A 25,695-nucleotide genomic window follows, 5' to 3' on the forward strand; every position below is an offset into this window, starting at 1 on the left:
CTACATCCGGCAGCGCCGCCGCCGCTGCCGGAATAACGGAGGAGTTCCATGCCACGAACGGCAACCCCAGGCGATGGCCTTTGATATGGACAGGCTACCCGACCTCGCCCTCGGCAACGTGACCGATCTGCTGCTCGATGCCATCTGCATCGTGGACACCCAGGGCAACTTTCTTTACATCAGCGCCGCCGGCGAACGGATCTTCGGCTACCGGCCCGAGGAAATGATCGGCCGCAACATGTTCAACTTTATCCATCCCGGCGACCATGACCGAACGCGCAACGCCGTCACCGAGATCATGGCCGGCCAGCCCAAGCCGCATTTTGAAAACCGCTATGTGCGCAAGGACGGCAGCACCGCCCATATCATGTGGTCCGCCCGCTGGTCGGAGCCCCACCAGTTCCGCATTGCCGTGGCCCGGGACATTACCCAGCGCAAGCTGGCCGAATCGCGCCAGGCCGCCATCTACGCCATTGCCGACGCCGCCAACATCCTGGGGGACCTGGACCGGCTGTTCAAGCGCATCCACCAGGTGGTGGACGACCTGCTCGGCGCCAGCGATTTTATCGTTGCCGTTTGCCACCCGGAAACGGGCCGGCTGGAGTTTCCCTACCGGGCCCGGCCCGAACCCCTGTCGCCCGAAAGCCAAGCCCGGATCTCGCGCCTGCTGGCGGAGCCGGTGATCCGCCGCGGCGAAAGCCTGCTGCTCGGCGCCGGCGAACTGCGGGGCACCGCCGCCGGCCCGGAAGACAACGGGCTGGCCGCGCCCATCAAGTCGCCGGAGGGCACCCTCGGCGCCCTGCTGGTACTGCGCCCGGCCGGCCAGCTGCCGTTTGGCGAGCAGGACCGGGAGCTGCTGCAGTTTGTGGCGGCGCAGTTGGCCACGGCGATGGAACGCAAGCACATGCTGCTGCGGCTGGAGCACATGGCCCGCTTCGATCCGCTGACCGACCTGCCCAACCGCGCCCTGTTCCTGGACCGCCTGCAGACGGCGCTGAAAAGGGCGCACCGGGAGCAGGGCCGGCTGGCGCTGCTGTACCTGGATCTCGACAAGTTCAAGCAGGTGAACGACCACTACGGCCACCTGGCCGGCGACCGGCTGCTGCAGGAGGTGGCGGGCCGGCTGCTCGGCTGCGTGCGCGAATCGGACACCGTGGCCCGGCTGGGCGGCGATGAATTCGTGGTGCTGCTGGAAGACATGGCGCCCCCCGCGGCGGTGGAACAAGTGGCCGACAAGATCCGCCGGGCGCTGGCCGCCCCCTACCGCCTGCCCGAAGCGGTGCTGCACATCCGGCCCAGCCTGGGCGTGGCCCTGTATCCGGACCACGGCGGCACCGGGCAGGAGCTGATGGCCCACGCCGACGACGCCATGTACCGGAGCAAGAAGGGGGCAGCAAGATGATCGACTCCCTGAAACACCGGGCCAGGCAACTGAAGTCCCACACCCTGACCGTGTATTTCGCCGCGCGCGACCCGCGCATGCCGATGGCGGTGCGGGCCCTGGCGCTGCTGGTGGCCGCCTATGCGCTGAGCCCCATCGATCTGATCCCGGACTTCATCCCGGTGCTCGGCTACCTCGACGACCTGCTGCTGGTGCCGCTGGGCGTGGCCCTGGTGGTGCGGCTCACGCCCCCGGCGGTGCTCGAGGCCGCCCGCGCCCGGGCCCGGCAGGCCGCCGACAAGCCCATCAGCTACACGGCGGCGGCCGTGATCATCCTGCTGTGGCTGGCCGCCCTGTGGCTGGCGGCCCGCTGGGCCATGGCGGCCATGGGCAACTGACCCATGGCCCGCCGTTGCTGGCGGTGGTCGCCATCGCGTTCCCGTCCCTGAGCGAGCTGCTGGGCACGGTCGCCTTCTTATGGTGGATACCGAAGAAGCTGTTTCCCGCATCGGCTGGGCGCTGACCTTGCCGGTGGAGCGCAGGCGGCCCGCCTGCCTTTGCGCGCAGCGCGAACCCTCATGCGGGCGTGCCGCCCGCGCCCCAAGAAGCGTCTCTGCCTAAGTTTTAAACTTTATGGCGTTCTAGTCCTTCACCTTCCAGTGGCCGCCCTTGGCCGGGCCGATGCGCTCCAGTCTGCCTTGCTGCTTGAGCCGGGCGAGCTGTTTTTCCACTGCTCTTGCGGTGATGCCCAGTTTTTCAGCCAATGCCTTGGCGCTGCTCTGCGGGTTGGCCGCAAGCAGTTCCAGAATCGGGGGCATGTTCTCCGAACTTTTCTCCGAACCGGATACCTGCTTGGGTGAAACGCTTCGGTGAAACTCGATATCAAAAAAATCGCCGGTTTCGGCAAAAGTGGGCTCCGGGTTGCCCGCCTGGGTGCACAAGGCGCGGATACGGGCGATGCCGCTGCCCCACTGTTCGATGTAGCCCAGCTCCTTGAAAACCCGGGCGATAACCTTGTTGCGGAGCTCCGAGCGGCCCTGCAGGGCTTCATCCAGCGTCAGGCCATTGGGCAGGCCGCCGGGAGACACGATGTTCACGGCATCGTCGTAGATGCCCAGTTTGATGTCCCGGCCGGCATTGCTGTAATCCCGGTGCACCACGGCGTTGACCAGGGCTTCGCGGATGGCGGCAATGGGAATTTCGTAGGTTTCGGTGCGCTGCAGGCCGAGGATTTCCGCTTTCAGGTGCAGGTGGTTCTTGATAAAGCCTTCCGCCTGGGCCAACTGGCCGAACAGGTCGCCGGTGTATTCCTTCTTGTCCAGAAACACCGTCATGTCGGTGCCCTTGAACCGGCTGCACTTGATTTCCACCTGTTCGTACCGGCCGAGCAGGATCATCAGCCCGTGGGTGGGGTACTCCCGGCCCTGCTCGGTCTTGATCAGCTTAAGGCCATGCATCTTTTGCCTGTCCAGCGGCTTACCGACCTGCCGGAAGGCCTGCTGCAAGGGGCCCAGGTCCAGTTGTTCCAGGGTGCTATCCCAGGCTGGCTGCTCGTCGAAGCTCTGGTGCAGGCGCTGGCGTTCCAGCTCGTGGATCATCTCCTGGCTGGCCTGGCGGTTGGTGGCGCCCAGCCGCACAAAAACGCCCTTTTCGCGCCCCTGGCGTTTCAGGTAGTAAGGCAACTGGCTGCCCCGGTGAACCTGCACCACCAGCAGGGTTTGGCCAACTGCTCGCCCTTGGGCAACTGCCGCTTGAACTCCAGGGTTTTGCCTTCACCCTGCTGGATATCGTGCCAGAGGGGGTGTTCAGCGCTCATGTTCCAACCCTCCCGGATACGGTTCGATCCCGGCGTCCGGCTCGCCCGGAAATGGCTGCCCGGTGTGATTCATGTTGTCCCCCAAGGTGCACCGCAAAGCACGGAAGCTGTCCGACCCCGGACATCCTACCCCGAGCCGGACAGGGCTGGAACATCAAAAAGCGGCTCCGCTGAACAGCCGCCCCGGATAACCGCCGGCAAGGTCGTTGTTTGGCATGGCCTTTTGCCATCATAATTACATCACTTAAGCATTGGCTTTCACTTCAACGAGCAGCGTTATCCCGTGGATAGATTGGTTCAGATTTTCAGCAATCCGGCCCTGATCTGGACACTGGGCATTGTCAGCCTGGTGTGCTTTATCGGCTCGCTGCTGGTGATCCCCTGGCTGGTGCTGCGGATCCCGGCGGATTACTTTTCCGGCGAGTACCGCCACCGGGTGCCATGGGCCGAGCAGCACCCGGTGATCCGCTGGGTGCTGCTGCTCCTGAAGAACCTGCTGGGCCTGGTGCTTCTGCTGATGGGCATCGCCATGCTGGTATTACCGGGGCAGGGCTTGCTGACCATACTGATCGCCCTGGTGTTTTTGAACTTTCCGGGCAAGTACCGGCTGGAGCGCCGGATTTTTATGATCCCCTCCGTGCGCCAGGGCGTGGACTGGCTGCGCCGCCGGGCTGGACGCCCGCCCCTGATTTTTAAAGATTAGATATCAGAGAGCACCGCCTTAACCTCCACCACCCTCCCGTTCCCCACTTTATCCCTGCCTTGCGCCGGTTTGTGCCAGCCGGCGCGCCTTGCAAGGGTGGATACCGAGCAACTGTCTCGCTGATCACAGTCCCACTACCACCCAAGGCAAAGGGACTATTTTGCATTGCCTTTTGCAGCACGGGCGGTTAACAATAAGAGCCAAACGGGGAAGCAGGGATGCGCTTATGCCAGGATCAGCGACGGGCGGTAGCGTCGAAAATTTTAACAACTTATACAGTGTTAATGACAGAAAATACTGTATCAGTCTCGATTACACTCATCGGATGTCTCGTTTTCTCCATCACGATTTATAAAACCCATTTTAGATCATAAGCTTATAATTTAGCCTTGCACGTAAATGCGCCTGATGATGGAGTTATTGAGCCGTCCCGATCTTTACAGCACACTGGATATAAATAACCTATGCATCCATTTCAATATCAACATATTAGGGTTATTTAGGGAAACTGGACCGATGAGTGAAATCGAGCCAGGTCAATATACAATTGTTATGCGGGATATAGGAATCAGAGGGATCGAAAATGAGAGTCAAAAAATCCCCGGTTGGGCAACATATCCTTGATGGCTTGGGGGATACGGAAAATGGCTATGACTTCATTGAAGACTTTATCCCCTGGATTGGTGAAATTGTAGTCGCATTCAATGGCCTAGAAGCATCATTGGATAGTGTACTTTGCGAGACTTTTTCAGACAGATCCGATCAAAAAGGTCTATTGGTTCTTCATTCCATGATGTACTCAACCAAAGTGGATCTTTTCAAAAAATTCAACGATGACTTTATTCGAGGGTTTGGTTGGGAAATACCTGAATATCCCGGGCTTATTTCGTCACTTAGAGAATGTGGCATTTTGCGCAATAAAGTCGTTCATGCGAACTGGGAGTACACCGATGATGAAGGGTTTACTCAGGTAAAGTACAAAGTTGGAGACGCCGGGCTGGAGCATGAGCTTTGCCAGTTTTCTGAAGATTCCCTGAGAAAGATTGTTGAGACCATCTACCAAACTCGCCATGCTCTTGGTGAATTCGACGAAGAGTGCAGTTATAGAATTTCGCAATGGAACAATGAAATCGCGAATAGAAACAACACTCGAAATAGATCTGAATGAAGCGCATAACCAGGGGCTGCAGCGGACCGGTTTTCCGGCGCGTTCCGCCTCCAAATCGGCCGCTGAGCCCAGGCGTTATACCTCAAGGAGAATAAATGGACGTTAAGGTTTTCTCACTAGAGTCTCAAAAAGGCAAAATATATGATCGTAGGACTCAGAAGTACTTCGATGAGGTATATAAGAGTTACGCTAACGGTTGCTATAGGTCAGCTACTGTAATGCTGTGGTCGGTGGTTGTCTGCGACATAATTTTCAAACTCCAAGAGTTGCGAGATCTCTACAGCGATAAGACTTCTGAAAAGATACTAATCGAGATTGAAGCTTTACAAAAAGACGATCCCTATTCGCCAAAATGGGAGAAAGAGCTTATAAAAAAAGTGTTTCAGAGAACCCAACTCCTAGATACAGCATCAAACCATAAAATCATGTTGATCCAAGAACACCGTCATTTATCAGCACACCCTGTAATTAGTGATGAAGATACATTATTCGAACCAACTCAAGAAATGATCCGAAGTGATATTAGGAACAGCATCGAGGTTATGTTGAGCAAACCACCCTTTATGTCTCAGAAGATTCTTTCTACATTCTTAGAAGATCTCGAAAAAGTAAAAGATTTATTTCCCTCAGATATAGCACTTAATAAGTACATAGAGTCAAAATACTTAAGGGCTTTAAATAAAGACACTCTGGTCAAAATTTTTAAAGGTCTTTGGAAATTCTCTTTTAGATCTGAAGATGAAAAGCCTATCGAGAATAGAGAAATCAATATCAGAGCCATGAAGCTAATCTTTGATAAGGAAAAGCATTCTATGGTGGATGCCATAAAATCTGAGCCTGCATACTATTCCAATATATCTAAAGACTCTGACGCTATTAAAGCACTTATCGAGTTCATTTCCATGGAGAGAGTAGTCTACGACTCTCTGGAAGATTCCGCTAAAGAATTAATTAAACCTGTCTTGAAGGATAATCTTTCATATTTTGGTATCGCATTTTTCATATCGAACTCACCAGAAGATCATGTTAAAAAACTAACAAAATGGATTACGGATAATTATTACAAAAAGTATGGTGATAATGGTCATTTCTTGAATCAAAAACACTTGGAGAAACTTAAGGCAGTATGCCAAGAGTTGGGTCTAGATTCGGAATATCGTGATTTTGGCATTGCCTGTTTTATAAGTAGCGCTGATTTTGAACGTGCTGATATGTATTTTGATCGATATGTGGATAAAGATTTGGATCACTACACAAAAGAGCAATTAGAAACTCTGCTTGATGGCGCGAACAAAAATAATCAATGTTACTGGAGGAATCGTTCTAGGAATGGAAATGATTCTGTGAGGATACTAAAGATAGCTAAAGACAAATTTGAAGATGGGTTTGATTTTACTGTTTATAACAATCTACCTACTAGCAAAATGGAAGATGATTTAGAAGTAGAGTCAGGTGAGGTATAACAAGTCAAAGCACTCGGACTTGGTAAAGCTGCCACCTTTTTTGTTCCAAAAAATCCGCCAACTTCACCAACCCGGTGTTTGAGGCGTTAGCGGAAAAATTTAGGACTGAGAACCATGGATATGAAAGAAATAGAGCATCGTGGTTTTGATCATTCTATTTATATGGTGGCAAGTCAGTTTTTTGATGCGGCAAACTACATCCCAAAGGGGCGGCGTTATGCCGCATATGTGGTTAACTTGGCATTCTCAATTGAATTGTTCATAAAGTCTCTTGATGTTACTATTAAGCTAGAATTTCACGGAGATAATCCATTCGCAGAGTTTCAAGAAGTGAAGATCAATACGCGAATAAAAGGTCATTCATTATTGGAAATTTTCAATAAATTACCAAGCGATTTGCACCAACTACTTATTGAGTTATATGAAAACACAAATAATACCTCATTAATGAATGACCTAGAGTCCATACAGAATGCTTTTGTTGACTATCGATATTTATTTGAAAAGGAGTCAGTTTCAGTGAATATATCTGCTTTGGAAAGAGTGGCAGCATTCTTGAAAAGTTATATCGAGAGTGTATATCGCTAACAAAGCGTTCAAAAATGTTCGCTGCGCTCTCTGGGACCTCAAAATCTTCGCTTTTTCGGCCCTTTAACTGCGGCGTTAGCCAAGAGCAAATCATGGATCATCTTGAAATTTATGCATCAAATTACAAAGAATCAATAACTACAGCACAGCGAACGCTATACGCAGGGCTAATTGTTTCTCTATTCTCTCATTTTTTTGTTTTTGGTTTAATGCCATCTGAAACATATAAAATACCTTTTGTAGAAATAGAGCTTACTAAAAACTCAGTATCTTTATATGGGTTATCAGCCTTGTATTTTTATACGGCGGTGCAATGTCTTTATTTCACTTTGCTGGCAGAAAAGAATCTCAAGAAAATCAGTTCACCTGAAATAACAGAGGCCTTGCTCTTATACCCATCCATACTCAGAGCAAATGCGCTTTATCAGAGTCTTTTAGCTGCTATTTTATTGGGTGTATGGTATGGAATATTCAAAAATGCTGGTTTGGTATCATCTTTATGGCTATCCACTTTACTTGGCAGCTTAATATCGTTTCCATATTTTGTTTCTCTTAAAGTTGGCTCTAGGCTTCATGAAAATGGCTAACAAAGCGTAGCAACTCGCGCACTGCGTGCGCTGGACAGTTTGTAATTCGCGGTTTTGTGGTTTTGCTGCGCAAAAGTAACCCACAAAACCACGAATTACAAACTGCCGTTGTATGCGGCGCTAAGGGTCGCGTATCGAGTCAAGCGGCACTGCAGAAATTATAACCTAACGAGTGAAGGAACCCTACAGGAAGAAAACACTACCCCTACGTGAGCAGCTCAGAGTAGGTAACCTTAAATATTGGGTAGCCTAATAAATGGTTCAAATCGCTGTTGCTCGCTGGGACAGGGCAAGATCATGAAAAAGCCTTATGGGACAAGGCTTTCAGCGGGTTAAAAATTTAAACACTAACAGCCATGTTGTACAGCGGAGCGCACACTTTTTGAAGAAAAATCTCGATTGGGAAGGATCGCTTTGACGATCAATATCAGCTGTGATCCTATGCTGTCTTTTCAACGACAGATGATCGCCATGAACGGACTCGGCCTCTTGCAGCACCTCTCCATCATCAGTGACCCACGCCAGCAATGGAAAGTGGAGCACAAGCTCTCGGACATCCTTTTCCTCACTATCGTGGCCGTGATCGGCGGCGCCGAAGGATGGGAGGAAATCGAGGATTTCGGTGTCGATCACCTCGACTGGCTGCGCCAGTATGGCGACTTCGAGAACGGGGTGCCGGTGCACGATACCATCTCCCGGGTGATGGGCATGATCTCGGCCACGCAGTTGCAAAAGAGCTTTGCCACTTGGATGAAAGAATGCCATGTGGCCACCGCAGGCGAAGTGATTGCCATCGACGGTAAAACCCTGCGGCGCAGCTACGACAAGGGGCGCCGGCAAGGCGCCATCCACATGGTGTCAGCGTTCAGCGCCGCCAATCAGGTGGTGCTGGGACAGGTTAAAACCGACGACAAATCCAATGAGATCACCGCCATTGTCGGCAGTACTGCTAAAAGTCTCTAAATCAGCAACGTAGGTTGTCCCCCCGACCCGCATGACCTTTTCTTGAAGGTGACGAAACCTGAAAGGAAAAGCATCATGCAAAGCCGAGAGGACTTTCACATGATAAAGCAACTTCGTGCTCAGGGGGCACACATTGTGGACATCGCTCACCGGATTGGCTGTTCCGAGCGGACCGTGCGCCGTTACCTGGCCTTGCCGGCACCACCCACCGCTAAACCGCGGACCCCTCGGGGCAGCAAGCTCGATCCCTTCAAGCCGTACATCGATGCGCTGCTGGGCCAGGACGTCTGGAATGCAGAGGTCATCCGTCAGCTGCTGCTGGAACGGGGGTATGATGGCTGTATCACCCTGATCCGCCGTTACATCCAACCCAGGCGCAGCCTTCGGGCCTGCAAGCAAACGGTGCGGTATGAAACCATTCCGGGAGAGCAGCTCCAGCATGACTGGGGGCAGATCCGCACCGAAATGGCGGGCCGACTCTGCACGGTCAACTTCGCGGTCAATGTCCTTGGCTATTCCCGCCACTTCCACGTCTGGGCCGGACCCAGCCAGGACGCGGAGCACACCTACGAGTCCCTGGTTCAGGCCTTCCGGTACTTCGGGGGAGTGCCCAACCGTGTGCTGGTCGACAACCAGAAGGCCGCCGTGCTTCGACATGACAGTGGCGGCCAGGTGACCTTCAATCCAGGCTTCCTGGCGCTGGCGAACCATTATAGCTTTACCGCCAGGGCATGCCGGCCACAGCGGCCTCGAACCAAGGGCAAGACCGAACGGATGGTGGGCTACGTGAAGCACCACTTCTTCCAACGCTATCGCCGCTTCGACAGCTACGCTCATCTGAATCAACTACTGGAGCAGTGGCTGAACAGCTATGCCAGCCAGCGGATACTGCGCCAGTTCCAGCAGTCTCCGGCCCAGCGTTTCGAAGAGGAACGTCACTCACTCAAGCCTCGACCGGCAACGGACTTCGATACCCGTTATTACGACATCCGCCATGTCGGCTGGGATGCCTACATCGACGTGCGTGGCAATCGCTACAGCGTACCGGCCGAGTGTTGCGGCCAACGGGTGACCATCCGCATCAGCCTGGACGGTGAGCTCACCATCTACGATATCCGGGGACAAGAGGTCGCCCGCCACCGGATGATCGATCGGAAACAGGGTTGGCAAACGGTGGCCGAGCATCACGAACCGCTGTGGCAGGAGGTGATGCCCGTGCAACAGCGGAGCCTGGCCGTGTATGAGGAGGTGCTGAGATGAACCTGGCCCAACTGCTCGACCGGCTCAAGATGGAGCACCTGCAAGCCTCCCTGGACTCCCTGTGTGAACACGCCAGCAAGAAGGAGCTGAACTACCGGGAATTCCTGGAGCAGGCCTTGGCCCAGGAATGGGGTGGCCGTCACCAAAAAGGCCTGGACACGCGCCTCAAGCAGGCCCGCCTCCCTTGGATCAAAACCCTGGAGCAGTTCGACTTCAGCTTCCAGCCGAGCATTGACCGTAAGCTGGTGCGGGAACTCTCCGGCCTGGGGTTCGTGGAACGCAATGAGAACGTGATCCTGCTGGGACCACCGGGGGTGGGTAAAACCCACTTGGCGGTCGCCCTTGGCGTCAAGGCTGCCGAGGCAGGCCACCGCGTGCTGTTCATGACATTGGATCGCTTGGTGAGCACCCTGGTCAAAGCCCGGCAGGAAAACCGACTGGACCGGCAACTCCAGCAACTGACTTACCCGAAGGTACTGGTGCTCGACGAGATAGGCTACCTGCCGATGACCCGGGAGGAAGCCAGCCTGTTCTTCCGGTTGATCAATCGGCGCTATGAGCGGGCCAGCACCATCCTGACGTCGAACAAGAGCTTTATGGACTGGGGCGAGGTGTTCGGAGATCAGGTCATAGCCACGGCGATCCTCGACCGACTCCTGCACCACTCAACGACGCTGAACATCAAGGGGGAAAGCTACCGGCTTAAAGACAAACGTAAGGCCGGTCTCGTTCCCGGAACACTCCCACGACAGGAGGATACTGACGATACCGAAGCTCAACAACCGGACACTGAACACTGATGAAAACCGGACAATCTATGTTGATGAAAAGCGGTCAAACTGGGGTGTTGTTGACACCATTCCGGAACTACTGGAGTTGCTGAGCATTCGTGGCTGCCTGGTGACCATCGATGCCATGGGCTGCCAGCGGGCCATCGCCCAGAAGGTGCTCAACAAGGGGGCGGACTACCTGCTGGCGGTGAAAGGCAACCAACCGAAGCTGGAGGAAGCTTTCAATAACTACTTCCGGATGGAGATGTTCCAACATCCCGATAGTGACAGCTACAGCACGCAGGAAAGCGGCCATGGCCGCAAGGAAACCCGGCTGAGCCTGGCGGTGGATGATCTGTCCATCCTGGGTGACCTGGTGTTTGAATGGCCGGGGCTGAAAACGCTGGGGATAGTGGCGGCCATAAGGGAAGTGGGCGGCCAGCCGGCCAAGGACATCAAGGTGCGCTATTACATCAGCTCGGCCAAGCTGTCGGCCAAGGATCTGCTGGAAGCGACCCGTTCCCACTGGTCGATAGAATCTCAACTGCACTGGCAACTGGATGTGGGCATGCGTGAAGACGACTGCCGCATCCGCCGTGAGCAGGCCGGCGAAAACATGGCCACCATCCGGCATATCGCCTTCAATGCGTTGAAGGGAGACACCAGCTTCAAGGCCGGGATGAAACGCAAGCAAAAGCGGGCCAGCCGAAACAACGCCTACCTGTCACAAGTCTTGGCAGGACTGGGGGTTTCGTAATCTTGCCCTGACTATGCAATGTAGACAATAACATTGCCTGAACAGAACCCCGAACAGTTTTTCTATTTGAGTGTTAACTTTATTTTCTGTAGGTTGATTATTGTTCTAACGACATCGCCGAGTATGAACAAGATCAAATTAAGTTGTTCTATGATTTGATTTTCATGCTCGTTGAGCTTATTATAAAACCCTAAAAATATTTTCATCAATGGAATGCAGCTAATGACAGACCTTAACAATCTAATATCTTCCGCAGTGAAAGCATCGGGCGCAGATGATTCGATCAACTCTCAATTAACAGAAGCCCTGAAAAAAGAACTAAGCGGTTATATAAATCTTGAACTGCTAAAGACAAAATTAGAAGTGTTATATAACTTCGAGAAGAATTATCTTGAGCTTGTGAAAGAGTACAAAGAAGAAATAAAATTTGCTAGTACCTTGCAGGAAGATCTACGCAAAGAGCGTTCAAAGTTCTTCTCTGAAACTCTAAAGGAAGTTTCTGATACGCTAAATAAATCTCAAGTAGATAATGATGTAGCATCAAAGTGGCTAAAAGAGCTTGTAGATAGTTACACAAAAAGTCTAGATCTTAGTAGCAGCCTAATCGAAGAGCATACACTTGATACTATTGGTAAGATACGTGCAGAAGCCAAATCCAACAAACCAACTGTTGGACCTAGTGATAGCTAGTCAATGTGTAAGAATACTCAAATAGAGCGATTAATTCATTCTCTTTTCTTAATTAAGCAAAGAAAAGCTTCTGAAATTACATTGAACAGAAATGCCGTCATAGCCTTGCTCAGAGTATTACACCTTGTCATGCACAAAAAAACGTCAAAAATCCGATTAACTCCCAAAGCAACGCAAGAACTATTGACGTCATTGAGAGAGGCAAGGGAAAATCTCGTTTCTCGGACACTTAATGAAGATCCACAGCTTTTTGAATCGCTCTTTAAGTATGAAAATAATGAGAACCTCTTGTCTCTTTCTTTTGAAAGAGAGTTTTCCATTTTTATTAACGATAATCTGGAAAGATTTTCAAATAATGTCACCGATATAGAAGATGAGGGTACGAAGCATAAATTGAAAATCATTACCGAAGAGTTTGTTAGCTTTAAGCAGTCTAAAACTACATCTTTTATAGACTCATTCTTTCTTGATGATAAAGTCAAACAAATAGAAAAAATATTTTCCATCTTCGATAAAGAAAAGAATCGCTTTCAGGAAGTCAATTATATGATAAGCAAAGATCAAGTTATTTTTGAAAGAGAGTTTAATCGTTTATTAGGGGAACAAAATGGGTTGGCTAAGTAAAGTTGGTGGCGCTCTTCTCAATTGCATCAGCAAACCAGTTGAAGTTTTATGTGATTGGGCTTCAGAACCTTTAAAAACTAGATCTCACGAACGAAGTGAAGAAACTAGAGATTCCGTACATCAAAGAAATATGGAGACGTTAACAGCTCAATCTAGATGTGAATACGAAATCAGATCAAAAGAGATGGAGCTTGAACACAAACTTAGAGCAAAAGAGAAAGAACTTGATGTGGATCTTGAAGTTCGAAGAGTTCGTGAAATTGAAATGGCCGTTGCCGAGATCCAAGAATGGAAAAAGGAAAAAGAGTTTGAAAGAATGGAACGCACCACGGCTGCAATCGCTCTTTATCTAGAAAAATTGACAAAGTTAAACATAGAAACGATTAACGCTATTGGCCATATGCAGCTAGAACTAAAAGAACGAGCCCAACAACTTGTCTACGAAAAAACGATTCAGTACAAAGAGCTACAAGATACAGCAATTGAAGAAGCCATGAATGACTTCATCAGAATTGAAGAAAAATTCGGTGATAATGAAAGAGCTAAAGATATTCTTATTAGAGCCGTTGATACAAAAATGGGTAATATCATTGATACATCAACTCGCTTCTTGGAAGAACTAAACAGAGACATTGTTAGTCTTAACCAAAGTATTGATAGATTGACTAACCAAGGTCAAAAGTTCATTGAAAATCACCTAGAGCGTTTCCATATCACAGATGCTAGATCAGGGCAAGATCATGAAAAAGCCTTATGGGACAAGGCTTTCAGCGGGTTAAAAATTTAAACACTAACAGCCATGTTGTACAGCGGAGCGCACACTTTTTGAAGAAAAATCTCGATGGGGAAGGATCGCTTTGACGATCAATATCAGCTGTGATCATATGCTGTCTTTTCAACGACAGATGATCGCCATGAACGGACTCGGCCTCTTGCAGCACCTCTCCATCATCAGTGACCCACGCCAGCAATGGAAGGTGGAGCACAAGCTCTCGGACATCCTTTTCCTCACTATCGTGGCCGTCATTGGCGGCGCCGAAGGGTGGGAGGAAATCGAGGATTTCGGTGTCGATCACCTCGACTGGCTGCGCCAGTATGGCGACTTCGAGAACGGCGTGCCGGTGCACGATACCATCGCCCGGGTGATGGGCATGCTCTCGGCCACGCAGTTGCAAAAGAGCTTTGCCACTTGGATGAAAGAATGCCATGAGGCCACCGCAGGCGAAGTGATTGCCATCGACGGTAAAACCCTGCGGCGCAGCTACGACAAGGGCCGCCGGCAAGGCGCCATCCACATGGTGTCGGCGTTCAGCGCCGCCAATCAGGTGGTGCTGGGCCAGGTCAAAACCGATGCAAAGTCCAATGAGATCACCGCCATTCCGGAACTGCTGGAGTTGCTGAGCATTCGTGGCTGCCTGGTAACCATCGATGCCATGGGCTGCCAGCGGGCCATCGCCCAGAAGGTGATCAACAAGGGGGCGGACTACCTGCTGGCGGTGAAAGGCAACCAACCGAAGCTGGAGGAAGCCTTTAACAACTACTTCCGCATGGAGATGTTCCAACATCCCGATAGTGACAGCTACAGCACGCAGGAAAGTGGCCATGGCCGCAAGGAAACCCGGCTGAGCCTGGCGGTGGACGATCTGTCCATCCTGAGCGACCTGGTGTTTGAATGGCCGGAGCTGAAGACGCTGGGGATAGTGGCGGCAGTCCGGGAAGTGGGCGGCGAACCGGCCAAGGACATCAAGGTGCGCTACTACATCAGCTCGGCCAAGCTGTCGGCCAAGGAGCTGCTGGAAGCGAGCCGCTCCCACTGGTCGATAGAATCCCAGCTGCACTGGCAACTGGATGTGGGCATGCGGGAAGACGACTGCCGCATCCGCCGAGAGCAGGCCGGCGAAAACATGGCCACCATCCGGCATATCGCCTTCAATGCGTTGAAGGGAGAGACCAGCTTCAAGGCCGGCATGAAACGCAAGCAAAAGCGGGCAAGCCGAAACAACGCCTACCTGTCGCAAGTCTTGGCAGGACTGGGGGTTTCGTAATCTTGCCCTGTGGTAACCATCGATGCCATGGGCTGCCAGCGGGCCATCGCCCAGAAGGTGATCAACAAGGGGGCGGACTACCTGCTGGCGGTGAAAGGCAACCAACCGAAGCTGGAGGAAGCCTTTAACAACTACTTCCGCATGGAGATGTTCCAACATCCCGATAGTGACAGCTACAGCACGCAGGAAAGTGGCCATGGCCGCAAGGAAACCCGGCTGAGCCTGGCGGTGGACGATCTGTCCATCCTGAGCGACCTGGTGTTTGAATGGCCGGAGCTGAAGACGCTGGGGATAGTGGCGGCAGTCCGGGAAGTGGGCGGCGAACCGGCCAAGGACATCAAGGTGCGCTACTACATCAGCTCGGCCAAGCTGTCGGCCAAGGAGCTGCTGGAAGCGAGCCGCTCCCACTGGTCGATAGAATCCCAGCTGCACTGGCAACTGGATGTGGGCATGCGGGAAGACGACTGCCGCATCCGCCGAGAGCAGGCCGGCGAAAACATGGCCACCATCCGGCATATCGCCTTCAATGCGTTGAAGGGAGAGACCAGCTTCAAGGCCGGCATGAAACGCAAGCAAAAGCGGGCAAGCCGAAACAACGCCTACCTGTCGCAAGTCTTGGCAGGACTGGGGGTTTCGTAATCTTGCCCTGGATGCTAGATCGCCACTTACACTAGAAAATGGTAAGAAATCAATCCCATCATTAAAAGATGTCAACTAATTACTAGCAACCCAGGGCCGACGCATGATCATTTTTCGCCCAACCTGATCAAGCATCGATCGGTCCAGCGGCAAGGTTGCTCATTTTGATTGTGTCTTACGCTGCAAGAGAGTACATAGTGGAGATCTTGACCAACCCTTGTTCTGTGATGGCCCAGAAACCCTTGCTTGATTATCTCGAAACACTCCCTGATCCGCGTCTGCAAGCAAAATGCTCCCATGTCCTGTCAGAAGTCGTGTTCATGGCCACTTGCGCCATGATGTGCGGATTCGACACCTGGAGTGAGATCACCCTGTTTGCCAAAGAACGGGAGCAATGGTTTCGGCGATGGTTGTCTCTGCCGGGGGGCGTTCCCTCGCACGATACCTTCAACCGCGTCTTTGCCATCCTGCCGCCCGATAGCCTGAAATCCATTTTCCAAGAATGGGTTAGCGATATCTTGGACAACGACACCTTATCAGGGCAGCTCGCCATTGATGGCAAGGCGCTACGTGCCACGGCCAAAGGCAAGGGGGCCAACCCCGTGCACATGGTTAATGCCTGGTCAACCGAACTGGGCATGTGCATCGGGCAGCAAAAAGTTGACCAGAAATCGAACGAGATAACGGCCATACCGGCCCTGCTCAAGTTGCTTGAACTCGAGGGCTGCCTGGTCAGTATCGATGCGGCTGGCACTCAAATGAACACGGTTGACACCATCCTCAAGAAATCGGCCGATTACCTGCTGGCGGTGAAAGATAATCAACCTACGCTCAGTGCCGAGGTCCAGGCCAGGTTCCAAGCCTACTGGGACAGTACAACGACCGATACTCCGGGCCCTGGCTTCAGCGAGCAGTTCGACGCACAACACGGCCGGAAAGAGCATCGGCGGTGTTGGACTCTTGCAGTCGATGAGCACCTGCCGATTTGCCAGACGTGGAAAGCCAAGACCATCATCGCAGTGCAAGCCGAACGGGTTAACAAAGGGAAAGGCCATGATTTTGTTCGCTTTTATATAAGTAGTCGAACGTTGGATGCCAACCTGGCCCTGAAGGCAACCCGCTTGCACTGGTCGGTGGAAAATCTGCTGCACTGGACACTGGACATCGCCTTTGACGAAGATAGGCTACAAGCCAGGGTGGGCCATGCGGGCGAAAACCTGGCTGTCATCAGGCAATGGATCCTGAACATGTTGAAACGCAATACGTCACGTACCCTGAGCATGGCGAATAAGCGGAAGCTGTGCTGCCTGAATGACGATTACTTGCTCGAATCCATGGGTCTGTTCAAATTATGAACTCTGGTGCGTCAGCCCTGACTAGCAACCCGATCTTGACGTCATTTACAAAGGGCACATAACAATCGCATTAAGTCGCTCGTGGACCTCACCCGCTTTCACGGACACACCTCGACACGACATGATATAAGCCATGTCAGCCCCTTAATGCGACGTTATAGCATAGTCCTACCCACAAGAGCCGCCCTTCACTCCAAAACCACACCAGTTCATCCCCGATCCCGCCGCTGCCCGCAGCGGGGCCCTCTCCTAAAATCCCCCTCACTTCATCCCCAACCTTTTCGCCAGTTTATGCAGGTTGCTGGGGTCTATTTCCAGCAGGCGGGCGGCGGCGGCCCAGTTGCGGTTGCTGGCGTTTAGCGCCTGTTCTATGGCCTGGCGCTGGGCCTGGTTGGTCGCTTCCTGCAGGCTGGCCGGGGGCTGGCTTGGCGCCTGGCCGGCCGGGGCCGCCGCTGGCGTGGTGGCGTTGTTCTCCGGCCGGTGCAGGTCGCCGGTAAGGTCCAGCAGCTCCGGCTCCAGGGTGATGATGTCTTCCCGCGCCGCCCCCCGGCCCAGGGCCTTGATGGCGGCGCGGCTTATTACATGCTCCAGTTCGCGCACGTTGCCGGGCCAGCCGTACTGGCACAGGGCCTGCTCGGCGGCCGGCGATAGCCGCAAACTGCGCACCCCCAGCCGGCCCCGGTTCAGCTCCAGGAAGTGGCCGGCCAGCACCAGCACGTCACTGCCCCGCTCGCGCAGCGGCGGTATCGGCACCGGATACACCGACAGCCGGTGATACAGGTCGGCACGAAAGTGGCCGTCGCGCACGCTGTCGTGCAGCTGGCGGTTGGTGGCGGCAATCACCCGCACGTTCACCTTGCGCGGTTCGTCCTCCCCCAGCCGCTGGATCTCGCCGTTCTGCAGGGTGCGCAGCAACTTGGCCTGGATGCCGAGCGGCAGCTCGCCCACCTCGTCCAGGAACAGGGTGCCGCCGTCGGCGGCCTCGAACCGGCCGGGCCGGGCGTTGCCGGCGCCGGAAAAGGCGCCCTTTACATGGCCGAACAGCTCGCTCTCGGCCAGGGACTCGGGCAGGGCGGCGCAGTTCACCTGCACCAGCGGCCGGTCGCGGCGGCGGGATTTCTGGTGCAGCCGGCGGGCGAACAAGTCCTTGCCCACCCCGGTTTCGCCGGTCAGCAGCACCGGCAGCTCCGAGTCCGCCACCAGATCCAGCTCCTGCAGCAGCCGCTTCAACTGGGCGCTCTGGCCCAGTATCTCCCCTTCCATCCGCTCGCTCTGCAACGCCGGGGCGTCCTGCCGTGCCAGCCGCAGGCCGCGGATGTCCTGCTCCAGCCGGGTCACCCGCACCGCCGCCTCCACCGTCAGCGCCAGCCGCTGCAACTGCTCGCGGGCGTCCTGGTCGAAGGTGCCCGCCTCCAGGGCGTCCAGGGTCAGGGCGCCCCATAAATCCCCTTCCAGATACAGGCTGATGCCCATGCAGTCGTGCACCGGCAGCGCCTCGCCCACATGGTGCTCCAGCAGGCCGTCGTAAGGGTCCGGCAGGGTCGAGTCGGGCGGAAAGGCCACGGTGCTGCGGCTGGCCAGGATGGCCGCCAGCCGCGGATGCTGGGCCACTACAAAGCGCCGGCCCAGGGCCTCGCGCACCAGGCCCTCCACCGCCACCGGGCTCAGCACCTCCTCCTGCAGCTTGAGCAGGCAGACGGCGCCGCAGCGGAAGTGTTCGCGCAGGGTGCGCACCAGGCTTTGCAGCCGTACCGCGCTGGGCAGTTCGGTGGTGAGGTCGGCGAGCAGGATCTCGTAGAGCATGGGTATTTTTTACCTTAACAGGGTTTTATTTACCCTAATGGAATAGGGTATTTTTTACCATAAAAATATTAATTACTTAAAAATCAATAAATTAAAAACTGGCACAGGCATTGCTAAATAGGTAACCATAATACCCCAATCAAGGAGCAATACCATGAGCCTGCTTGACCATTCCCTCGGCTCGCTGGCCAGGGACATTCCCGGCGCTACCCGCGTCTTTCACCAGTACCGGCTGGACTTCTGCTGCGGTGGCCAGACTCTGCTGCGCGACGCCCTGGCCGAGCGCGGCCTGAACGCCGCCGAGCTGCTGGCCCGGCTGGAGGCGCTGCCGGCGCACCAGACCGGCGAGTGCAACTGGGCCGAGGCCGACACCGACGCGCTGATCGATCATATCTTGGCCCGCTACCACGATGTGCACCGGGAGCAGCTGGTGGAGCTGCTGCGCCTGGCCCGCCGGGTGGAAGCGGTGCACGGCGACAGCCCCGACTGCCCCAACGGCCTGGCCGATCACCTGGACGCCATGCGCCAGGAGCTGGAAAGCCACATGCAGAAGGAAGAGCAGATCCTGTTCCCCATGCTGCGCCGGGGCCTGTTCGATCCGGCTCGCGGCCCCATCACCGTGATGCGCATGGAGCACGACGACCACGGCCAGGCCCTGGCCCGGCTGCTGGAACTGACCGATAACCTCACCCTGCCGGCGGAGGCCTGCGCCACCTGGGAGGCGCTCTACACCGGCCTGGAAGAGCTGCACACCGATTTAATGCAACACATCCATCTGGAAAACAACATCCTGTTCCAACCATCCCCGCGCCAGGAGGTGCACCATGGCTAACTATCGTCGCCTGTGGACGATACTGCTCGTCGTTCTCGGCATTACCTTCGCCATTCTCGGCTATTTTGGCCGCGAAGTTTACCGGGTGGCGCCGCCCATCCCCGCCCAGGTGGTCACCGAGAGCGGTACCCTGCTCACCACCAAGGACGGCATCCTCGACGGCCAAACCGCCTGGCAATCGGTCGGCGGCATGCAGTTGGGCTCGGTCTGGGGGCATGGCGCCTACCAGGCGCCGGACTGGACCGCCGACTGGCTGCACCGGGAGCTGGAAGCCTGGCTGGAACTGGCCGCGCAAGACGAGTTCGGCACCGCCTTCCATAACCTGGAAGGGGAACAGCAGGCCGTGCTCGAGCACCGGCTGAAGCGGGAATACCGGTTCAACAGCTACGATGCCAACGCCGACGTGCTGGTGATCTCCAACCGCCGGGCCCAGGCCATGGCCGACACCGCCGCCTACTACGACCAGCTGTTCGGCAACGATCCGGCCCTGCGCGGCACCCGCCAGAGCTACGCCATGAAGGAGAACACCCTGCCCAGCGCCGAGCGCCGGGCGGACATGAGCAACTTCTTCTTCTGGACCGCCTGGGCCGCCGCCACCGAACGCCCCGGCTCAGACGCCACCTACACCAACAACTGGCCCCACGAGCCGCTGATCGACAACAGGCCCACCGCCGAGAACATCGTCTGGTCCATCGTCAGCGTGGTGCTGCTGATCGCCGGCGTGGGCGGGCTGATCTGGGGCTGGTCCTTCCTGCGCAAGGAAGAAGAGCACGAACCCGCCGCCCCGGCCCGGGATCCGCTCACCAGCTTTAAACTCACTCCCTCGCAGAAGGCGCTGGGCAAGTACGTGTTCCTGGTGGTGGCCCTGTTCACCTTCCAGGTGATGATGGGCGGCCTCACCGCGCACTACACGGTGGAAGGCCAGCATTTCTACGGTTTTGAGCTGTCCAAGTGGCTGCCCTACTCGCTGGTGCGTACCTGGCACCTGCAAAGCGCCCTGTTCTGGATTGCCACCGGCTTCCTCGGCGCCGGCCTGTTCCTGGCACCGATGATCAACGGCGGCAAGGATCCCAAGTTCCAGAAACTGGGGGTGGACGTGCTGTTCTGGGCCCTGGTCGCCGTGGTGGCGGGCAGCTTTATCGGCAACTACCTGGCCATCGCCCAGATCATGCCCGCCAACCTCAACTTCTGGCTGGGTCACCAGGGCTATGAATACGTGGATCTGGGCCGCCTGTGGCAGATCGGCAAGTTCGTGGGCATAGTGCTGTGGCTGGTGCTGATGCTGCGCGGCGTGGTCCCCGCCCTGCGCCAGCCCGGCGACAAGCACCTGCTGGCCCTGCTCACCGCCTCTTGCGCCGCCATCGGCCTGTTCTACGGCGCCGGCTTCTTCTACGGCGAGCGCACCCACATCTCCGTCATGGAATACTGGCGCTGGTGGATAGTGCACCTGTGGGTGGAAGGCTTCTTCGAGGTGTTCGCCACCACCGCCCTGGCCTTTATCTTCTGCAGCATGGGCCTGGTGTCCAAGAAGGTGGCCACCACCGCCAGCCTGGCCTCGGCCTCGCTGTTCATGCTGGGCGGCATCCCCGGTACCTTCCACCACCTGTACTTCTCCGGCACCACCACCCCGGTGATGGCGGTGGGCGCCACCTTCAGCGCCCTGGAAGTGGTACCCCTGGTAGTGCTGGGCTACGAGGCCTGGGAAAACTGGCGCCTGAAGCACCGCGCCCCCTGGATGGAAAACGTGAAGTGGCCGCTGATGTTCTTCGTGGCCGTGGCCTTCTGGAACATGCTGGGCGCCGGCGTACTGGGCTTTATGATCAACCCGCCCGTCGCGCTCTACTACATCCAGGGCCTGAACACCACGCCCACCCACGCCCACGCGGCGCTGTTCGGGGTGTACGGCTTCCTGGCCCTGGGCTTCGCCCTGCTGGTGCTGCGCTATATCCGCCCCAACATGGTGTTCAACGAGTCGCTGATGAAAACCGCCTTCTGGTGGCTGAACGGCGGCCTGGTGCTGATGCTGTTCACCAGCGTGCTGCCGGTGGGGATCATCCAGTTCGTGGCCAGCGCCAGCGAAGGCCTGTGGTACGCCCGCAGCGAGAGCTTTATGCAGCAGGGCCTGCTGCAAACCCTGCGCTGGGTGCGCACCTTCGGTGACATCGTGTTTATCATCGGTGCCCTGGCGGTCAGCTGGCAGGTGGTCATCGGCCTCTGGCCGCGCAAGGCCGAAGCCGAAGGCGTGACCGAGCTGGCCAAGTAAACGGAGGCGGTCGACCGACGTCGCTCCTGCAAAGGCATAAGCCTTAAAACCAAGCCCCGGCGCCAATGGCGCCGGGGCTTTTTGTTGTGGCCGGTGGCGGATTGGTCCATTGATATGGATCTACGGCGGGGCTTGTAGGGTCGAATTTATTCGACCGAACACGGCGCCGGTGGTGGATTGGTCCACTGAAGTGGACCCTACATCGGACCAACCCCCGGAGCCGGTGGTGGGTTGGTCCACTGAAATAGACCCTACATCGGACCAAACCACGGCGCCGGTGGCGGGATGGTCCGTTGGTATGGATCTACGGCGGGGCTTGTAGGGTCGAATTTATTCGACCAAACACGGCGCCGGTGGTGGATTGGTCCACTGAAGTGGACCCTACATCGGACCAAACCACGGCGCCGGTGGCGGGTTGGTCCACTGAAGTGGACCCTACATCGGACCAAACCACGGCGCCGTTGGTGGGTTGGTCCACTGAAGTGGACCCTACATCGGACCAAACCACGGCGCCGGTGGTGGGTTGGTCCACTGAAGTGGACCCTACATCAGACCAAACCACGGCGCCGGTGGGGGGATGGTCCGTTGAAACGGCCCCTAGCGCCAGCCGTTGATCTCGTCCCGGCCGGCCAGGTGCTCCAGGGCCGGGCGGGCGAACAGGTAGCCCTGCAGGTAGCGCACCCCGGCGTTAACCAGGAAATCCCGCTCCTCCTCCACTTCGATGCCTTCGGCCAGGATGAGGGCGCCCAGCTCGTGGCAGATCCGCTGCACCTCGGCCAGCCGTTGCTGCTTGGCCGGGTCCCGGTGGATGTCGCGGATCAGGCTCATATCAAGCTTGAGGATGGCGGGCTTGAGGCTGTGCAGCCAGTCCAGCCCGGCAAAGCCGGCACCGAAGTCGTCGATGGCGGTCAAAAAGCCGTGCCGGGCGTAGGATTCGAAAATGCGCCTGAGCTTGTCCTGGCTCAGGATCTGCTCGCCTTCGGTCACTTCGAAGATGATTTTGCGCAGATCAAAGCCGAACAGGGTGGACGCCTCTATGGTGGCGCGGATGCAGGTTTCCGGGTTGTACACCGCGTTGGGCAGGAAGTTGATGCTGAGCAGCTTGTCGCAGCCCAGCCGGCTGGCGGTTTCTATCGCCTTGACCCGGCAGGACTGGTCGAAATAGTACTTGTTGTCGTCGGTGATGCGCTCGAACACCCAGCCGGCGCCCTGGCCGTCGGGGCCCCGCACCAGGGCCTCGTAGGCGAACACCTCCTGCCGCTGCCAGTCGATGATGGGCTGGAACGCCATCCTGATGTCAAACCCCAGCGACTGGCCGCTCAGGCAATCCATGCAGCTCTGCTGCTTCACTCGTGCGGGAAAATCCATCTTGTTGCCTTAATGCCGGTACGCGCCGTTCACTTGTAACAGATAACCCGGTCCGGCAACAAGCCGGGCGAGCGGCTCATCGGTCCCAGTAGGCCTCTTCCAGCGAGTCTTCCCGCTCCGGCAGGCCACGGGAAAGCCGGGGCGAATGCTGCACCAGCACCTCAAAGCTCACCCGGTTGGCGTACTTGCTCACCTGGGACAGGGAGGAATAGGTCAGGTGGCGGGCCCGGTGCTTGGCGCTGCCGGGCACGTTGGCCCTGTGGTAGTCGTTGGCGGCCAGGTCGTGCAGCAGCGCGGCCAGGGCGGCGTCGCCGGCGCCGTTGGTGTTTTTGATGCGCTCGGGGCCGCCCATGTAGGGCGAGATATGGGTGTAGATCTTCCGCGGCGCGGCGCAGTCGGCCTTGCGCATGGGGCGGGAGTACTCGTAGCGGTTGAACTCGGCAATGGCCCCGGGCAGCAGCGGCCGGCTGGTTTCCCGCTTGTGTTCGTCATCCACATGGCCGGCTAGGTAGAGCCCGGCCGGGCCGGCGGTGCACAGCACCATGTCGGCCCACTCCAGCACCCGCTCGCAGGCCAGCAGCGGGTCGGCGATGCCGGTCAGGGCCAGGGCCTCTTCCTCGTTCATCGCCACCAGGGTGACATGGTCGCGGATAAACTGCTGCCACCAGTCTTTGCGGTCTTCCACGATAAAGCGGGTGCCCATGGTCAGCACCACCGGCACCCCCGCCTGGCGTGCCCACTCGGCCGCCTGCAGGGCGCTTTGTTGCATGGGCTCGTGCTCTTCGCAGCGCATCAGGTAGGCGGTCAGCACCAGCGCCGAGGCGCTCTGGATCTGCGCCTGGTCGAGGTGGGCGGGCGCCAGGTGGTCCATCATGCCCTTGTTGATGGCGAAGCTGCGTTCGCCGTCGGGGCTTATCAGGGTGATGCACTGGCCGATGGAGCCGGCCACCGGCTGCAGGTAGTTCAGATCCACCCGCGAGGAGGTGGTGCACAGGTAGCGGTAGGCCGAGCTGCCCACCCGGATGTTCTCGCTCATCACCCCGAACAGCACGGATCGGTCGTCGGCCAGCACCGAGTAGTTGTGCAGGGTGTTGCCGATGGTGCCGCCGGCGAACTCCGACACGATCAGTTCCCGCTCCAGCAGTTCCCGGTAGAGGGCCTCGGCCTTGTCTTCCGGCAGCAGCATGGAGTGCCCTTTGGAAAGGCCGTGGCGGGCGAGGAAGTTGTCGTCCACCTGGGCCTCGATGTCCACCAGCACCTGGTCGATGCCGCAGATGTGGCCGGACACCGGCTTGTTCTGGGGCAGCAGTTCGCTCAGGCGCGGGTCGCGGGCCTCCACCGGAAAGAAATGCTTGTGCTTGCGCTGGCCGGGAAACTTCATTTGTCTTTACCTCAAAGCAACGGTCGGCGGAGTCTAGCAAAAAGCCGCGCCCGGCTCACCGGTACAAAAAACGCGCAAACGTTTGAGCGTTAAAAAATCCGCCGGCCTTTCGCCTTCTTCAATGAAAGACCCCCGGCCTGGGCCCGGTCAAGAGTGGCACCCATCAGTCCGCATACAAGCACACCATGACCAGCATCGCCATCATCGGCGCCGGCCTGGCCGGCATCACCCTGGCCCGGGCACTGGCGCCCCACGCCCGGATCACCCTGTTTGAAAAGGCCCGCGGCCTGGGCGGGCGCATGTCCACCCGCCGCGACGACGCCCGCCAGTGGGATCACGGCGCCCAGTTTTTCACCGCCCGCACCCCGGCCTTTCGCGAGTGGCTGGCCCCCTTTATCGCCGACGGCACCGTGGCGCAATGGCACCCCAGGATCACCACCCTGAGCCCGGACAGGCCGCCCTATCCACGGCCCTGGTTCGAGCCCCACTATGTGGCGGTGCCGGCCATGAATGCCCTGGTCAAGGGCTTGGCCCGCGGGCTGGACATCCGCCTGCAAACCCGGGTGGCGGAGCTGGAGCGGCGGCCGGCTGGCTGGCGGTTGTGGGACGAGCACGGCAGCCACCTGGGCGACTACGACTGGGTGGTAAGCGCCGCCCCCCTGCCCCAGGCCCGGGCCCTGCTGCCCCTGCCCGACCGGATCTTCGACGGTTTTGCCATGCAGCCCTGCTACGCCCTGCTGCTGGCCGTGGACGACGGCAGCCTGCCCGGCTGGGACGCCGCCGTGGTCAGGGAGGCGCCGGTGCGCTGGATTGCCTGCAACCACCGGTTGCCGGGGCGCAACCGCCGGGCGGGGGCCCTGGTGGTGCATTCCACGCCCGAATGGGCGGCGGAGCGGCTGGAGGACGATCAGGCCGAGGTGCAGGCGCAGTTGCTCGAGGTTTTTTGCACCCTCACCGGGGTCGCGCCCACGGCCATCACCGGCGCCCGCCTGCATCGCTGGCGCTACGCCCTCAGCGCCGAGGTGAAGCAGCCGGCACCGGGTTTCCTGCTGGATCCGCAGGCCCGGCTGGCGGCCTGCGGCGACTGGTGCCTGGGCGGCCGGGTGGAGGCGGCCTTTACCAGCGGGCTTGCCCTGGCCGGGGCCCTGGCACGCCGGCTATAGCCCAGCCAGATGACAATTGCATGAAACCGGCGTTGACATACGAAAGTCCGAATATATGATGTTGCCATCTTTCAGG

General features: G+C 56.8%; 22 protein-coding genes and 3 pseudogenes. 20 read left to right on the forward strand and 5 right to left on the reverse strand.

What is annotated here, in order from left to right; translation table 11 throughout:
* The first annotated feature begins 85 nt into the window (after positions 1 to 85).
* Together AN401_RS17375 and AN401_RS17380 are read left to right on the forward strand one after the other, a co-directional pair.
* Positions 86 to 1,402 carry a diguanylate cyclase domain-containing protein gene (locus tag AN401_RS17375; protein WP_096780402.1) on the forward strand — a complete coding sequence of 439 codons (1,317 nt, stop codon included), beginning with the start codon at positions 86 to 88 and terminating at the stop codon, positions 1,400 to 1,402.
* Positions 1,399 to 1,779, forward strand: coding sequence for a YkvA family protein (locus tag AN401_RS17380; RefSeq protein WP_096780040.1), 381 nt, complete (start codon positions 1,399 to 1,401; stop codon positions 1,777 to 1,779). Before AN401_RS17375 ends, AN401_RS17380 begins: the two co-directional genes overlap by 4 nt.
* Before the next feature lie 243 nt (positions 1,780 to 2,022).
* On the opposite strand, the gene AN401_RS17385 is transcribed toward AN401_RS17380, so the two are convergent.
* Together AN401_RS17385 and AN401_RS20035 are read right to left on the reverse strand one after the other, a co-directional pair.
* On the reverse strand, positions 2,023 to 3,063 hold the full coding sequence (locus AN401_RS17385; protein WP_198401765.1) for an ATP-binding protein: 1,041 nt from the start codon (positions 3,061 to 3,063) through the stop codon (positions 2,023 to 2,025).
* The gene (locus AN401_RS20035; protein WP_198401766.1) at positions 3,048 to 3,197 is read right to left on the reverse strand and encodes a hypothetical protein; all 150 of its coding nucleotides are present in this window, start codon (positions 3,195 to 3,197) and stop codon (positions 3,048 to 3,050) included. Before AN401_RS20035 ends, AN401_RS17385 begins: the two co-directional genes overlap by 16 nt.
* Before the next feature lie 283 nt (positions 3,198 to 3,480).
* Here AN401_RS20035 and AN401_RS17390 point away from each other — a divergent pair, with 283 nt between their 5' ends.
* From AN401_RS17390 to AN401_RS17450, 15 genes and pseudogenes are all read left to right on the forward strand, one after another.
* On the forward strand, positions 3,481 to 3,900 hold the full coding sequence (locus tag AN401_RS17390; RefSeq protein ID WP_096780041.1) for a PGPGW domain-containing protein: 420 nt from the start codon (positions 3,481 to 3,483) through the stop codon (positions 3,898 to 3,900).
* 583 nt (positions 3,901 to 4,483) lie between these two features.
* A complete protein-coding gene (locus tag AN401_RS19875) occupies positions 4,484 to 5,068 on the forward strand; it encodes a hypothetical protein (RefSeq protein WP_157772309.1) in 585 nt (194 codons plus the stop codon).
* A gap of 95 nt (positions 5,069 to 5,163) precedes the next feature.
* Positions 5,164 to 6,531 carry a hypothetical protein gene (locus AN401_RS17400; RefSeq protein WP_096780043.1) on the forward strand — a complete coding sequence of 456 codons (1,368 nt, stop codon included), beginning with the start codon at positions 5,164 to 5,166 and terminating at the stop codon, positions 6,529 to 6,531.
* Between the two features lie 114 nt (positions 6,532 to 6,645).
* Positions 6,646 to 7,119 (forward strand): hypothetical protein, encoded by a 474-nt coding sequence (locus AN401_RS19880; protein ID WP_157772311.1) that lies wholly within the window; start codon positions 6,646 to 6,648, stop codon positions 7,117 to 7,119.
* A 92-nt stretch (positions 7,120 to 7,211) separates the two neighbouring features.
* Positions 7,212 to 7,706, forward strand: coding sequence for a hypothetical protein (locus tag AN401_RS19885; RefSeq protein ID WP_157772313.1), 495 nt, complete (start codon positions 7,212 to 7,214; stop codon positions 7,704 to 7,706).
* A 471-nt stretch (positions 7,707 to 8,177) separates the two neighbouring features.
* Positions 8,178 to 8,642, forward strand: a pseudogene (locus AN401_RS17405) (ISAs1 family transposase); the annotation flags it as partial.
* Positions 8,643 to 8,744: 102 nt separating this feature from the next.
* Positions 8,745 to 9,929: an IS21 family transposase gene (gene istA / locus AN401_RS17410; RefSeq protein WP_096778973.1), complete on the forward strand. Its 1,185-nt coding sequence runs from the start codon at positions 8,745 to 8,747 to the stop codon at positions 9,927 to 9,929.
* Positions 9,926 to 10,729, forward strand: coding sequence for an IS21-like element helper ATPase IstB (istB, locus tag AN401_RS17415; RefSeq protein ID WP_096778974.1), 804 nt, complete (start codon positions 9,926 to 9,928; stop codon positions 10,727 to 10,729). The genes istA and istB overlap by 4 nt, the downstream gene beginning before the upstream one ends.
* Before the next feature lie 49 nt (positions 10,730 to 10,778).
* Positions 10,779 to 11,456, forward strand: a pseudogene (locus AN401_RS17420) (ISAs1 family transposase); the annotation flags it as partial.
* 222 nt (positions 11,457 to 11,678) lie between these two features.
* Positions 11,679 to 12,146 (forward strand): nickel transporter, encoded by a 468-nt coding sequence (locus AN401_RS17425; protein ID WP_096780045.1) that lies wholly within the window; start codon positions 11,679 to 11,681, stop codon positions 12,144 to 12,146.
* Between the two features lie 3 nt (positions 12,147 to 12,149).
* Entirely contained in the window at positions 12,150 to 12,770 is a 621-nt protein-coding gene (locus AN401_RS17430) for a hypothetical protein (protein ID WP_096780046.1), read from the forward strand.
* Positions 12,754 to 13,557 (forward strand): hypothetical protein, encoded by an 804-nt coding sequence (locus AN401_RS17435; protein ID WP_198401767.1) that lies wholly within the window; start codon positions 12,754 to 12,756, stop codon positions 13,555 to 13,557. Before AN401_RS17430 ends, AN401_RS17435 begins: the two co-directional genes overlap by 17 nt.
* Positions 13,558 to 13,684: 127 nt before the next feature.
* On the forward strand, positions 13,685 to 14,815 hold the full coding sequence (locus tag AN401_RS17440; RefSeq protein ID WP_096780403.1) for an ISAs1 family transposase: 1,131 nt from the start codon (positions 13,685 to 13,687) through the stop codon (positions 14,813 to 14,815).
* Positions 14,816 to 14,824: 9 nt separating this feature from the next.
* A pseudogene (locus tag AN401_RS17445) lies at positions 14,825 to 15,454 on the forward strand (ISAs1 family transposase); the annotation flags it as partial.
* A 227-nt stretch (positions 15,455 to 15,681) separates the two neighbouring features.
* Positions 15,682 to 16,809: an ISAs1 family transposase gene (locus AN401_RS17450; RefSeq protein WP_096780283.1), complete on the forward strand. Its 1,128-nt coding sequence runs from the start codon at positions 15,682 to 15,684 to the stop codon at positions 16,807 to 16,809.
* A gap of 261 nt (positions 16,810 to 17,070) precedes the next feature.
* On the opposite strand, the gene norR is transcribed toward AN401_RS17450, so the two are convergent.
* Positions 17,071 to 18,612 carry a nitric oxide reductase transcriptional regulator NorR gene (gene norR, locus AN401_RS17455; RefSeq protein WP_096780048.1) on the reverse strand — a complete coding sequence of 514 codons (1,542 nt, stop codon included), beginning with the start codon at positions 18,610 to 18,612 and terminating at the stop codon, positions 17,071 to 17,073.
* 154 nt (positions 18,613 to 18,766) lie between these two features.
* Between norR and ytfE the strand changes: the two genes are divergently transcribed.
* Together ytfE and AN401_RS17465 are read left to right on the forward strand one after the other, a co-directional pair.
* Complete coding sequence (ytfE, locus tag AN401_RS17460; protein WP_096780049.1) at positions 18,767 to 19,444, forward strand: iron-sulfur cluster repair protein YtfE; 678 nt, start codon at positions 18,767 to 18,769, stop codon at positions 19,442 to 19,444.
* On the forward strand, positions 19,437 to 21,707 hold the full coding sequence (locus tag AN401_RS17465; RefSeq protein ID WP_096780050.1) for a nitric-oxide reductase large subunit: 2,271 nt from the start codon (positions 19,437 to 19,439) through the stop codon (positions 21,705 to 21,707). The genes ytfE and AN401_RS17465 overlap by 8 nt, the downstream gene beginning before the upstream one ends.
* 597 nt (positions 21,708 to 22,304) lie before the next feature.
* Here the strand turns inward: AN401_RS17465 and AN401_RS17470 are convergent.
* Both AN401_RS17470 and AN401_RS17475 read right to left on the reverse strand, forming a co-directional pair.
* On the reverse strand, positions 22,305 to 23,075 hold the full coding sequence (locus AN401_RS17470; RefSeq protein WP_096780051.1) for an EAL domain-containing protein: 771 nt from the start codon (positions 23,073 to 23,075) through the stop codon (positions 22,305 to 22,307).
* 76 nt (positions 23,076 to 23,151) lie between these two features.
* Entirely contained in the window at positions 23,152 to 24,456 is a 1,305-nt protein-coding gene (locus AN401_RS17475) for an inosine/guanosine kinase (protein WP_096780052.1), read from the reverse strand.
* A gap of 185 nt (positions 24,457 to 24,641) precedes the next feature.
* On the opposite strand from AN401_RS17475, the gene AN401_RS17480 reads away from it, so the two are divergent.
* Positions 24,642 to 25,619, forward strand: a complete 978-nt coding sequence (locus tag AN401_RS17480; protein WP_096780053.1) for an NAD(P)/FAD-dependent oxidoreductase — start codon at positions 24,642 to 24,644, stop codon at positions 25,617 to 25,619.
* Positions 25,620 to 25,695: the final 76 nt, after the last annotated feature.

This window comes from Zobellella denitrificans (genome assembly GCF_002407485.1).
GTDB lineage: Bacteria > Pseudomonadota > Gammaproteobacteria > Enterobacterales > Aeromonadaceae > Oceanimonas > Oceanimonas denitrificans.

Coding starts and splice junctions, on each gene's coding strand:
- AN401_RS17375 (WP_096780402.1), top strand. CDS start 86: ATGGACAGGCTACCCGACCTCGCCCTCGGCAACGTGACCGATCTGCTG.
- AN401_RS17380 (WP_096780040.1), top strand. CDS start 1,399: ATGATCGACTCCCTGAAACACCGGGCCAGGCAACTGAAGTCCCACACC.
- AN401_RS20035 (WP_198401766.1), bottom strand. CDS start 3,197: ATGAGCGCTGAACACCCCCTCTGGCACGATATCCAGCAGGGTGAAGGC.
- AN401_RS19875 (WP_157772309.1), top strand. CDS start 4,484: ATGAGAGTCAAAAAATCCCCGGTTGGGCAACATATCCTTGATGGCTTG.
- AN401_RS17400 (WP_096780043.1), top strand. CDS start 5,164: ATGGACGTTAAGGTTTTCTCACTAGAGTCTCAAAAAGGCAAAATATAT.
- AN401_RS19880 (WP_157772311.1), top strand. CDS start 6,646: ATGGATATGAAAGAAATAGAGCATCGTGGTTTTGATCATTCTATTTAT.
- AN401_RS19885 (WP_157772313.1), top strand. CDS start 7,212: ATGGATCATCTTGAAATTTATGCATCAAATTACAAAGAATCAATAACT.
- istA (WP_096778973.1), top strand. CDS start 8,745: ATGCAAAGCCGAGAGGACTTTCACATGATAAAGCAACTTCGTGCTCAG.
- istB (WP_096778974.1), top strand. CDS start 9,926: ATGAACCTGGCCCAACTGCTCGACCGGCTCAAGATGGAGCACCTGCAA.
- AN401_RS17425 (WP_096780045.1), top strand. CDS start 11,679: ATGACAGACCTTAACAATCTAATATCTTCCGCAGTGAAAGCATCGGGC.
- AN401_RS17430 (WP_096780046.1), top strand. CDS start 12,150: ATGTGTAAGAATACTCAAATAGAGCGATTAATTCATTCTCTTTTCTTA.
- AN401_RS17435 (WP_198401767.1), top strand. CDS start 12,754: ATGGGTTGGCTAAGTAAAGTTGGTGGCGCTCTTCTCAATTGCATCAGC.
- AN401_RS17440 (WP_096780403.1), top strand. CDS start 13,685: ATGAACGGACTCGGCCTCTTGCAGCACCTCTCCATCATCAGTGACCCA.
- AN401_RS17450 (WP_096780283.1), top strand. CDS start 15,682: ATGGCCCAGAAACCCTTGCTTGATTATCTCGAAACACTCCCTGATCCG.
- norR (WP_096780048.1), bottom strand. CDS start 18,612: ATGCTCTACGAGATCCTGCTCGCCGACCTCACCACCGAACTGCCCAGC.
- ytfE (WP_096780049.1), top strand. CDS start 18,767: ATGAGCCTGCTTGACCATTCCCTCGGCTCGCTGGCCAGGGACATTCCC.
- AN401_RS17465 (WP_096780050.1), top strand. CDS start 19,437: ATGGCTAACTATCGTCGCCTGTGGACGATACTGCTCGTCGTTCTCGGC.
- AN401_RS17470 (WP_096780051.1), bottom strand. CDS start 23,075: ATGGATTTTCCCGCACGAGTGAAGCAGCAGAGCTGCATGGATTGCCTG.
- AN401_RS17475 (WP_096780052.1), bottom strand. CDS start 24,456: ATGAAGTTTCCCGGCCAGCGCAAGCACAAGCATTTCTTTCCGGTGGAG.
- AN401_RS17480 (WP_096780053.1), top strand. CDS start 24,642: ATGACCAGCATCGCCATCATCGGCGCCGGCCTGGCCGGCATCACCCTG.